Source organism: Legionella busanensis, assembly GCF_900461525.1.
Lineage (GTDB): Bacteria > Pseudomonadota > Gammaproteobacteria > Legionellales > Legionellaceae > Legionella_C > Legionella_C busanensis.
The window spans coordinates 84,483-95,809 of record NZ_UGOD01000006.1; the positions used below are offsets into that span (position 1 = coordinate 84,483).

An 11,327-nucleotide genomic window follows, 5' to 3' on the forward strand; every position below is an offset into this window, starting at 1 on the left:
ATTTAATGTTCATGCTCAGCACCTGACTTCTCAATGTCAGCCTTAATTAGAAAACTGTTGCTGACTACGTAATGTGTACCTGGTTTTAAACCACTTTTCACTTCCACCCATTGATTATCCTTTTCACCCAATTTCACCTGACGCATCTCATATTGATTTCCTACCTTAATAAAAATAACTGTCTCTTCTTTGACGTTTTGCAGCGCAGAAGTCTTCACCATTAATGAGACAGGTTTTTCCGCAATGAGTACATCGGCTCTAACAATGGTTCCGGGGCGCCATTCTCCAGCAGGATTTAAAATAGTGACAATGGCAATAACCGTTTGACTAAGTGGGTCAGTGGTAGGCAGAATCATGGTAATAGGGGCACTCACCTCCCTATCTTCTTCTTCGGAATGAATGGTGACCATTTGTCCTTCATTAATTTTACCTAAATCCCTCGGAAAAACATGAAGCTCGGCCCACACATTTGACAAATTAGCAATGGTGAAAAGGGTCTCCGTTCCCGCCACATTCCCAGGTGTGATATTTCGGTTAAGGATACGGCCATCGGTTGGCGCACGTACCTCATATTCTTTCAAACTCTCATTACTTTCAATTGTCGCTAATAAATCGCCTTTTTTAACCGAGTCCCCCCACTTAACAAATACACTTTTAACAACCCCTTGGAAACGTGCTCGAACTTCGGTGGTGGTATTGCGGTTAAGCGTAATACGACCATTGAGGTGGACATATTTTTTTATTACCCCAGACCCTGCTATTTTGACTTTAATACCTTCTTCTTGTGCTGCTTTGTCACTGAGTGTAATTCTGCCCTCATAGGATGAATAGCTCCAGCTGTAGCGTTTGTTTTCATAAATTGCATTAATGGTTACATCAAAGGAGTGGGGTTCTTGCACATCTTGATTACTGACTAAAGTATCCTTTTGAGGTGCAAAGGTAACAGTAGTAATGTCTCCTTCAAGACGTTTTAATTTAACTGTAAGATTTACTTTAGACGGTGGGATGGCTTTGCCTTTCAATGAGGCATAAGCTTTAAATTTAGGTGCTTGGCCTGCTTCATCAATAACCAACTCTAACATGAAATCCTTATCCCGGAATAAACGACCCTTATTCGGACCGTGTTCTGCCTCGATGCTAGTACTTTTAGATAATGATTCCGTGGCAAACGTCAATCGGGCTGATAACCACCATATCGCACCTGCAATAAGGATTGCTGCGATGATTAAAAAATAATGGTACTTTTTCACACGAATTCCTTTTTTAATTTGTTATTTTCCTTGAGAGTTATCTCTCATCAATAGTCCCTGTATTTTAATAATTGCTTTATGGTAATCGGTATGTGCTTTGGTGTAATGTTCTTCTTCACGGTTAAGCATAAGCATCGCGTTATTGAGAATAAGGTAATTATAACGCCCCTGCTCAAACCCTTCCCGGGCTAATTCAACTGCTTTCCTAGCATTAGGTAACATCCTTGATGTAATTTTTTGCACCTCTTCTTTAAATTGCAAGCCATCTAAAAAAGTCCCGTATAAGTTAGTCTCTAAGTTTAACTTTAATTGGTATAAATCCTTAATTGTCTCACTCTGTTTTGCACGTGCTGAATAGACATTTCCTTGATTTTGATTAAAAATTGGAATGGGCGCTGCAGCTGAAACCACGGCAGCCTTTTGATGGTTTAGCTGAAAATGACGAAATCCTACTTGCAGATTTAAATCAGGCCAGACTTGCTTAGCAGCGGCAGTAATGCGCGACCCCATCGCCTTAACCAAGGCCATTTGTGCTTTAATCAGATTGCTTGTCAGAATGCGTTTTTTAATGGAGGCCCAGGTGTCTAATTGGTGAGAGAGACCTTTTTCAATTAAAACACGTGTGCTAAGTCCCCTGACGCCAATTAAATTAGATAAAGCAATTTTAGTTTTTAACTCATTCCGACGTGCTCTATCAAAAACAATAATCGCTTCATCAAGGGCAATTTCGGCTAATCTCAAATCAACTTCGGAATTAGCGCCTATCTCTAATCGTTTCTTAATACTTACAACTACTAGTTCATTGAGTTTTACAAGACGTTTGGAGGCATGAGTCCAATATTGGGCGTAAAAAGCATCCACATAAGCATTACCTACATCGATGTAAAGAGAGGCGCGGGTTGCTGCTAATTTTAAGCAGGCCGCTAAAAATTCCATTTTTGCAGCTTGTCTTTGATAATATAACCGGTTTCCTAAGGGGATGGGTTGCTCAATTAAAATTGTTGTATCAGTACCTGTAAATCCTGATTCAAGGCTAGAAGGGGTCCCAATATTTTCAACCTGTATCGCTACAGAGGGGTTAGGATATAACCCTGATTGAATAAATTGCCCCTTAGCTTGTTCAACGATAGCCGCTTGGGCTTGTAAAGTAGGATTATTTCTATAAGCCAATGTTAATGCCTGATGGAATGTTAGCGTGCTTGCTTGAGCTACTAATGTATTCATCAGCAAAAATACAAAAAACCAATAGTTACAGGGCATTCAATTAATCCTTTAATCATTAAACTATATGAGCTTAGCGCTTAGATACCTACTTACCACTAAAGGTCAATAATCGCAACCCATTGGCAACCACCAGGAGGCTCGCACCCATATCGGCAAATACAGCCATCCATAAGGTAGCCAAACCCGCTAAAGCCAAACCAAAAAAAATAATTTTAACGACAATAGACAAACTAATATTTTGGAACAACACAGTTGCTGTTTTACGGCTTAACTCAATAAATTGGGGCAACTTAACTAAGTTATCATTCATAATAGCAATATCAGCAGTTTCTAATGCAATATCAGTTCCCTTTCCCATTGCAAAACCTATTGTCGCTTTGGCAAGTGCTGGTGCATCATTAATGCCATCACCTACCATGCCTACCTCACCATAACGCTTAATTAACTCATCAATGGCTTTAAGTTTATCAGCAGGTAATACATTGGCCCGAACTTCATCTATCCCCACTTCAGTGGCAATGGCTTGCGCTGTGGTTGCATTATCACCTGTTAACATGCACGTTTTAATACCTTGTTGATGCAATGACTTGATAGCCAATTGGCTGGTAGGACGCAGGGTATCGGCTACAGCAAAAATGGCTAATACGCGCTCTGAATTACTTAAAATGATGGTGGTTTGTCCTGTTTGCTCAAGGGCTTTAAGCTGTGCTTCAATTGTGGAATTACACACCTGATTGTCTTCAGCTAATTGATGGTTACCAACATAATACCGCACATCGGCTATTAAGCCCGTTACTCCACGACCAGGAAGGGCTTTAAAATCGGTGACTGAAAGTAATGAATCTGCTGGTTGCTGTTTTTGCCATTGTTTAACAATGGCCTGAGCAATAGGATGCTCCGAGTGCTCATCTAGACTGGCTGCAAGCTGCAGCACATTCACGCCTGGGTCGCTTAGTTGAATCAATTTTGTAACCACGGGCCTGCCTTCAGTAAGGGTTCCTGTTTTATCCAGCGCAATCGCTTTTAAACGATGCCCTTGTTCAAGGTAGGATCCCCCTTTGATAAGAATACCGTGTTTAGCAGCAGCGGCTAAACCACTAACAACTGTCACAGGCGTTGAAATAACTAATGCGCAGGGGCAAGCAATGACGAGCAAGGTCAACGCTTTATAAAGCCACAATGACCATGCACCTCCCCAAAAAACAGGCGGAAGAAAAGCGACCAAAATAGCAATTACAATCATCAGCGGGGTATAGTAATTGGCAAATTGATCAACAAAACGCTGAGTAGGCGCACGCTCTGCTTGGGCCTGCGCAATGGTTTTTCCAATTTTTGCAAGAACGGTATCGCCAGCTACCACAGTAACACTAAATTGAAATGAGCCATGTTCGTTAAGAGTTCCAGCGTAGACTTTATCGCCGACCTCTTTATCAATAGGCATGGATTCACCAGTAATTGGTGCTTGATTGACACTGCTTTTTCCTAGAATGATTTCCCCATCTAAAGGAATCCGCTCACCCGGTTTTACCCAGATTACCTCACCTAATGCAACTTGATTGACGGGCATACTCTGCCAACTACCATCAGCCACTTTAACAGTCGCCACATCGGGCGCAATTTCCATCAATTTTCGAATAGCCTCTCGCGCCTTATCTAATGAATACACTTCAATTCGTTCAGCAAGCGCAAATAAAACGGTCACCATAGCAGCTTCTGGCCACTCGCCAATGAGCACAGCCCCGGTAATGGCTATCAGCATCAAACTACTAATATTCAGTGTTTTGGTGCTAAGGGCTAACCACCCTTTTTTAAGCGTGGTTTTCCCACTTAAGGCCATGGCGATGAGTGCAAGTACGGCAACCCACAGTGATTGTTCATTTGAAAGGCTATAAGCAATTATTTCGGCCATGAGCGCCAAAAACCCTGCAAATCCTATTATCCACCATGAGGGGTGTAAATTTTCTTCTAAGTGCTCTTTCTCCTGTTTTGTTTTTAATGTGGCTTTCATCCCAAGCGCCTCAATCTTTTTCACAAAAGACGCAGGAGTGTTTAAATAATGCTCAATGGTCACTTCTTGAGTGATAAAGTTAAAAATTAAATTTTCCACTTCTGGAATAGATTCTAATTGCCTTCGAATCAGTTTTTCTTCTGAGGGGCAATCTAATCCCGGAACGAATAAGGTTGTTATTGAGCTTTTCATATCATCTTTCCATTGTCATTACACTCTACTTCTTCTGTAAAATGACTAATCATATCTATTAAAATACAACGGACATGCTCATCATCAATCTCATAAAAGATATGTTTTCCTTCTCGTTTTGCACACAATAATCGTGCTGAACGAAGAAGACGCAAATGATGACTAACCAGAGGTACAGAAAGTTGTAATTGAGCTGCTAAGTTGCTAACTGCTTGCGGTTTATCAAGGCAAACTAATAAGAGCTTTAACCGATTTGGTTCGCCCATTAATCGCAAAATATCTGCTATTGTTGCAAGACTATTCTCTGAGGGCAGTTTCATATACTTTAACAGTTAAACAAGTGTTTAAATAAAAAATTAGATAAAATTGTTTGACTTGTCAAGACATACTAAAAATAGGAGTAGGCAATCTCGATAAAAACGAAAAGTTTAATTTAGCTTAAAATTATGACTTTCCGTTCCTTTTGAATCAGCAGGGCTCCTTGTTGACGCCTATCACCTGCTATACCTAGAATTAAAAGAACACTTTTTTAATTTGGCTACTCAATGGATGAGAGAAGACAGTTTTTTAGGATTAAAAACAAAGGAGATATCCTGGCTCGATATGAAACCTATGCTTTAGAGGTTATTGACATTTCTTCTTCGGGTGTGGCAGTAATTAAAGCAAATACTCAGCTTCCAGAAAGTGGAATTATCGAGCTTAATATTCATAATTTTTTACAAAAATTAAATATGAGATCTTAAAGATAGAAAATAACACGATGGTTCTTGTTTTTAAAGACGAAGAAGATATTGGTAAACTTTTTTTAATATTAAAACATCTCAGAGATAATCATAGATAATGATATTGCTCTATTTGTTCTTGTAGCCATTTTTTACATGATGTTTCATTTAGAATACTATAAAAATTTTTGTTTAATGCGCCTCTAAGAATTAAATTTTTAGATACCCGGAGGTCTTGTGATTCATGTTTTGTTAGGAATAATTAATGGATAAAAAGGTTAATCCCAATAGGCTAGGAGTTTCGAGAGAAAAATCACTTTGGTGGGCTCTTTTATTAACGGGTGGTTTTCTGATTGCTGAGGTCATAGGGGGTGTTCTGACTGGCAGTCTTGCATTAATATCAGATGCGGCGCATATGTTAACCGATGTTACCGCGTTAATTATTGCATTAATTGCTATTCGTGTGAGTAAACGCCCTGCTGATGCACGCCGTACCTTTGGTTACTATCGATTTGAAATTTTAGCAGCCGCCTTTAATGCTGCTCTTCTCTTTGTAGTTGCTCTTTATATTATATATGAAGCATATCAGCGCCTAAAACAACCTCCAGAAATTTATTCCATGGGTATGTTAATTATTGCCAGTATTGGTTTAATTGTTAATTTAGCGTCGATGTATTTATTATCGCATGACAAAGATAAAAATTTAAATTTGAAAAGTGCTTATCTTGAGGTCTGGAGTGATATGTTAGGCTCAATAGGGGTTATCATCGCAGCACTTCTAATTCGCTTTACTGGTTGGGGCTGGGTGGACTCAGCTATCGCTGTTTTAATTGGGTTCTGGGTGCTACCCCGCACATGGATACTTCTCAAAGAAACTATCAACATACTTTTAGAAGGGGTACCAGAAGGAGTAGATTTTAATAAAATTAAGTCTCGAATAATGTCTACAAAGGGTGTCTCAGACGTACATGATTTACATATCTGGGCCATAACCAGCGATAAAATTAGTTTGACAGCCCACCTTGTCATTGGCTCAGGGTTTAAAGAGGAGTCGGTCAGGGAGGAGGTTCAGTCATTATTGTTGAGCCAATTTAAAATTTCCCATACTACCTTACAAACGGAATGTACAAAGACACTTTATCTATGCAGTCGAGTTAATAATACAGAATAAAAAGGGGGAAGACAGGATATGTATGCTACTAAGAGTTCCAAATAACTTATTGCACAGGTATCTTGTCTCCTCCCAAAATTTTGTTGCTATTGATTGGCTTTGCTTAAGGCGAGAACGCTTACCCTATCTTTGCGCAATAAAAAGGGGCACGAATTTACAGACAAAACTTATTTTAACAACAATACAGGCTAAAGTTTCATTGCTTAATGAGAAGGAGTATTAACAGTAGGCGCGCTTAACTATTACCAAGGATTTCAGTTTAAAACGGCAACACCTTTAGCAAAAAACGCACCTCCTAGCCAAACCTTAATAGTTAATTTAGAAGGCGACATGATGCGCTGCGTTTGAACAATAAATAAGCAGGCGTGGCCTGAGATTAATCCATTAAAAGTGAATAAATGGGTAGGAATGGTGTTTAACAACAAGACCATGGATGGATTTACATCGTCATGTATTTGAAGTCAATGAAATTGACGGAAAGCCAATTCACAATGGTCTTTTGTATGATATGGTTTTGGTGTTGCCTAACTCCATAGTTCAAGTACAATTTGCTACAGATAATCCAGTGTCATATGCTCTATTGTTAGGAAAGTAGCATGATGATGATTATGAGCTATGTTGCCATGCAACACTCGAAAATACTAAAAGTATAAAAAGATTTAAATAAAAGGAGAGTTAAGTAAAATGAAAAGAATCACTTACGCTATTTTATCCGTTGCATTGCAGGCCTTGATGGGGTGTAGCAATAATGTAGCTTTGCTGCCTGAGGCACAAAAAGTCACTGTTACTCAATCACATGCAGCGATTAAACATTGTAAAAATTTAGGCAAACTAATGGCCTCTGATGTTAATGGTGTGAGCCAAGCTTATCAGTCACATGAACATTTATATCAAGATGAATTGAACATCTTAAAAAATCAGACGGCTCAATTAGGTGGTAATACATTAGTCATTATTAGTGATAAAGCCACTTACGCAGGCAATCCTCAAACACATTTAGTGGATACGCATCGTTTAGAAGGTATCGCTTATCAATGCAGGTGATGAAAGGAAGTAGCTTTTAATGAGAATTAAACAGCGTCATTGTAGCAAACGTTACAAAGGTAATTAGACTTTGGTATTAAGATGCCATTCTTCTCATATTAATAAAAGCGTGATTTATTTTATGAATAAAGGTACTGTGGAAACAAATTTATTTGTACTGACACGTTTATCAAGTCCTTACACGTCTTATGATGGTGATAAAGCTCAAGCTGATTTACCTTTTATTATTTAATGGTTTATTCTGATGATTTTATACTCTCGCTTTTTAGGCGTTGTTTTTGTTTTACTTCTCTCTTTTTCTACTCTAGCGCAGCCACCTAAAACCTTTAGTGAGGCTAAAAAGCAAGCACGAATCGTTTTTGCATTTCAGCGCGAAACGCTCTATTGTAAATGTAAATTTGATGCCCGCTTACAAGTTGATTTAGCAAGCTGTAATATGCAATCAGCAGCCAAAATCAAACGAGCTTATCATGTTGAATATGAACATATGATGCCTGCTGAAAATTTTGGTAATCACTTCCAATGTTGGCGAGAGACCATCTGCATTAAGAAAAATGGTAAGCGCTATAAAGGCAGAAAATGCTGTGAAAGAAGTGATAAACAATTTAGACAAGCAGAAGCTGAGCTTTATAATTTATGGCCTGCTGTAGGCCTTGTTAATGGCGCACGTTCTAACTATCGTTACAGCATGTTAGAAAACCATACCCTCTTTTATAGCTGCCCTATTACGATTGATAAAAAATTACGTCGTGTTGAGCCTGCGGATTTTGCCAAAGGCATTGTGGCACGTGCTAATTTATTTATGGCGTATAAATATGACATCACCTTAAGCGAAGCACAGCGAACCCTTTTTATGGTGTGGGATAAGCAATTTCCGCCAACAGCGCAGGAGAAATGGTGGGCGCAAGCGGTCACTAAAATTGAGGGGTACACGAATCCTTATATTGTTAATCACGAAAACTATTAAATTGAACTCATTTAAAACAAATAAAAGCCATTGCTTTTATCAACAGTTTCTTTAAACTAACTGTTAATAACAAGTTTATATATTCATAATTAAGAGTTAGCAAAATGACCGACAAGATACACGGAAAAGTAAAATGGTTTAATGAAGACAAAGGGTTCGGATTTATCGAAAGTAGTGGCAAAGACTATTTTGTTCATTTTAGTGCGATTCAAACAGCCGGTTTTAAAACCTTAGGGGAAGGAAGTCGGGTTAGCTTTATAGTAAGCCAAGGCAAAAAAGGTTTGCAAGCTGAAGAAGTTGAGGTGATTTAATACCTAATAAAAATAATTAAAAAGAAGAAACTGCCATTAATCTATTTAGCACATTAACTAGTAAACTAAAAAAATACCTTCTAGATTCAACATTACTAAAAATACATAAACTATGAATGTAAATAGTCATCAATCGCCTCTTGCTCTTCTAACCTTAATTCACTTAATAGACCATACCAAACATCTTGCACAGAATTAAACTTCAATAATGTTATTTGTTCTTTTGACATAGGCTGCTTGATAAAAAAGGAGCCTTTGTCTTTATAAACTTTACTTAAAATAAGCCCATGCTCTTTTAACCAAGCTAAACCCATGCGACCCTCTTCTGGAAGTTGGCCTTTTTCAATTATAGCTAAGCTTTTATCAGGCCAGGATGACTGGCAAGTACCTTTATTAATAGAAAAAGCAAAACTCTTATCAGCATAATTACCGAAAATAAATTGCTCTGAACACCTAGACTCTTTGAAACAATGACTGATTTCATCCCAAGTATATATTGGCACTTTCTTTAAACTAATTAAGTCATACATATGCAATTTACAGTCAATTAATGATGACGCTGAAACATTAAAAAATTCCGTTAAAGCCTTAATGACTTTAGAGCTTGGCTTTTTAGTCACCCCCGATAAGATATGGTGTAAAGTTGGTTGAGGAATATGGATTTGTCTAGATAAACTAAGGGAATTTAGACTCTGCTCCCTCATTAGATACTTTAAGTTTTTGGCTAAATTACTAGAAGGCATTGCTGGGATATTGTTTTAAATTGATTGATAGTAATGCCAAAATAAATAAATGGATAGATAGTGCCTCCATAATAATAACAATACCACCTCCTACAAAGCCAGCTGTAAAACGACGAGAGAACTAATAAGATGGTATTTGAAAAACAGGACCCTGAATATTAACAGCTTAATGGTTCTTACTAATATTGTTGTTATGTTTGCAGGTATATGGCCTAAAAGTGTCTATAGTTACTATATTGTTTGCGCTTGGCGAACATATTTGAATGTGTAAAGCATGATTAATAATTCGAAGTTTAATGCAAATTGCAACTGAGATACTGCGAGTTAAAGAGAAATAACCAGTAACGAACCTTGCCCGTCGAAAAGAAATTGTCAGGAGCGATTTTTAACGTTAAACCTAGCAAGTATATTTCTCTTAATAGTATGGTGATGGAAAAGCAAAGCCAATGAAGCCCTATTACCAAGATTAAATAGGGATTTTACACTAAATATGATTAATACTTTTCGTTTTTTAGTGGTTGATAGCTCCTTAGTAGAGCGAATTATCATTCGTTCGCATTTATTAAAGCTAAATTATTCAGTAGATATGGCTTCAGATATTAAAACAGCATCTGAGCTTATTTTAATAAGGCCTTATAATTTTATACTACTAGATAAGTATTTAGATAACGATTTAGTTGTTATGAATTTATCACATACATAGAAAAACATTCAGAACTAAATCGCCAAATACCAACCATTATAATGACTTCTTCAACTTATAAAGAGGAAAAATATTCGAGCAAAGCATTTTATTTTGCCAAACCAATAAGTCAAAATAGTGTACTTAATTTAATTGATTTTTAAAAAAAATAAGTTGAAAGTACATGGAAAATACTTTTTTACTATTCACACTAGTTCGGAGATATTAATGAATAATATTAAATTTTGCATTTTGTGTTTTATTGGTATTTTCGTCTTAGGATTGACGGCTTGTACCACGCAACCAAGTCCAACATCTGCTGAACCCAGCAATACCTATGGTGATTTTGGTGGTGATGGCGGACATATTCACCAAAACAAAGAGAATATCTAAGTTAAATAAGTGCAAAGATACTAGTTAAACGCTATTTTAAAATATTAAGGGCTTTTCCTTTTATTGGTATATTCTTACATTAGGTCACCCAAGTAAATCATATTAGATGTCAAATAGCAGTTTTTAATAAACAAGGATAGACATGAACCGCACATTATTACTATTTTTATTATTCACAGGCTTACTTGTAGGATGTAGTAATCATAATGAACCTACACATCCTTCAGGAACCGGCGCACTTAATACTGGTTTTGGTGGCTCTGGAGGTCATGGAGGTCATGGAGGTCATTAATTATTTTGCTTTGGAGCTAGCAACATTAACTACTGACGCAAAAATTAAAAATTATTTAATCGAAATTCAAAAAAATAGGTAAACAAATTGCTTTAATAAGAAGTACAACCTTAGAGATAGATACGGCTATAAATTACAGGCCGCAAGTAAATAGCAGAAGATGGTAACTGTGTAGAGTAAGAGCGCATGTTTAGTGTTTATTATATAAATTCACTAGGATGATTAATATTTTTATAAGCAATTGCATATATCATTTTATTTCATACAAAAATAAAATGGGTTTGTTATTAATGGACTAAACATATAAACCATTGAAATGGAAGAGGTG

12 protein-coding genes and 1 pseudogene are annotated in these 11,327 nt (G+C 37.2%); 8 read left to right on the forward strand and 5 right to left on the reverse strand.

Annotation, left to right across the window (positions count from 1 at the left end):
• Positions 1-2 precede the first annotated feature (2 nt).
• From DYH30_RS17310 to DYH30_RS17325, 4 genes are read right to left on the reverse strand one after another with little or no spacing between them, the layout of a single operon-like run.
• Positions 3-1,250 (reverse strand): efflux RND transporter periplasmic adaptor subunit, encoded by a 1,248-nt coding sequence (locus DYH30_RS17310; protein WP_115332993.1) that lies wholly within the window; start codon positions 1,248-1,250, stop codon positions 3-5.
• 21 nt (positions 1,251-1,271) lie between these two features.
• A complete protein-coding gene (locus DYH30_RS17315; protein ID WP_115332994.1) occupies positions 1,272-2,510 on the reverse strand; it encodes a TolC family protein in 1,239 nt (412 codons plus the stop codon).
• 49 nt (positions 2,511-2,559) lie between these two features.
• Positions 2,560-4,674, reverse strand: coding sequence for a heavy metal translocating P-type ATPase (locus tag DYH30_RS17320; RefSeq protein WP_115332995.1), 2,115 nt, complete (start codon positions 4,672-4,674; stop codon positions 2,560-2,562).
• Complete coding sequence (locus DYH30_RS17325; protein WP_423202842.1) at positions 4,671-4,994, reverse strand: ArsR/SmtB family transcription factor; 324 nt, start codon at positions 4,992-4,994, stop codon at positions 4,671-4,673. Before DYH30_RS17325 ends, DYH30_RS17320 begins: the two co-directional genes overlap by 4 nt.
• A gap of 225 nt (positions 4,995-5,219) precedes the next feature.
• Between DYH30_RS17325 and DYH30_RS17330 the strand changes: the two are divergent.
• From DYH30_RS17330 to DYH30_RS17350, 5 genes and pseudogenes are all read left to right on the forward strand, one after another.
• A pseudogene (locus DYH30_RS17330) lies at positions 5,220-5,515 on the forward strand (PilZ domain-containing protein).
• A gap of 146 nt (positions 5,516-5,661) precedes the next feature.
• Positions 5,662-6,567 carry a cation diffusion facilitator family transporter gene (locus tag DYH30_RS17335; protein ID WP_115332997.1) on the forward strand — a complete coding sequence of 302 codons (906 nt, stop codon included), beginning with the start codon at positions 5,662-5,664 and terminating at the stop codon, positions 6,565-6,567.
• A gap of 684 nt (positions 6,568-7,251) precedes the next feature.
• Positions 7,252-7,611, forward strand: a complete 360-nt coding sequence (locus tag DYH30_RS17340; RefSeq protein ID WP_115332998.1) for a DUF4156 domain-containing protein — start codon at positions 7,252-7,254, stop codon at positions 7,609-7,611.
• Between the two features lie 244 nt (positions 7,612-7,855).
• Entirely contained in the window at positions 7,856-8,578 is a 723-nt protein-coding gene (locus tag DYH30_RS17345; RefSeq protein ID WP_115332999.1) for an endonuclease, read from the forward strand.
• Positions 8,579-8,682: 104 nt separating this feature from the next.
• On the forward strand, positions 8,683-8,889 hold the full coding sequence (locus DYH30_RS17350) for a cold-shock protein (RefSeq protein WP_115333000.1): 207 nt from the start codon (positions 8,683-8,685) through the stop codon (positions 8,887-8,889).
• A 110-nt stretch (positions 8,890-8,999) separates the two neighbouring features.
• Here DYH30_RS17350 and DYH30_RS17355 read toward each other — a convergent pair whose 3' ends face one another.
• Positions 9,000-9,593 (reverse strand): hypothetical protein, encoded by a 594-nt coding sequence (locus tag DYH30_RS17355; RefSeq protein ID WP_160116251.1) that lies wholly within the window; start codon positions 9,591-9,593, stop codon positions 9,000-9,002.
• 529 nt (positions 9,594-10,122) lie between these two features.
• On the opposite strand from DYH30_RS17355, the gene DYH30_RS17360 reads away from it, so the two are divergent.
• From DYH30_RS17360 to DYH30_RS18110, 3 genes are all read left to right on the forward strand, one after another.
• Positions 10,123-10,335, forward strand: a complete 213-nt coding sequence (locus DYH30_RS17360; protein WP_115333002.1) for a response regulator transcription factor — start codon at positions 10,123-10,125, stop codon at positions 10,333-10,335.
• A 207-nt stretch (positions 10,336-10,542) separates the two neighbouring features.
• Complete coding sequence (locus tag DYH30_RS18145) at positions 10,543-10,707, forward strand: hypothetical protein (protein WP_165482176.1); 165 nt, start codon at positions 10,543-10,545, stop codon at positions 10,705-10,707.
• Positions 10,708-10,849: 142 nt separating this feature from the next.
• Positions 10,850-10,999: a hypothetical protein gene (locus DYH30_RS18110; protein ID WP_160116252.1), complete on the forward strand. Its 150-nt coding sequence runs from the start codon at positions 10,850-10,852 to the stop codon at positions 10,997-10,999.
• Positions 11,000-11,327 lie beyond the last annotated feature (328 nt).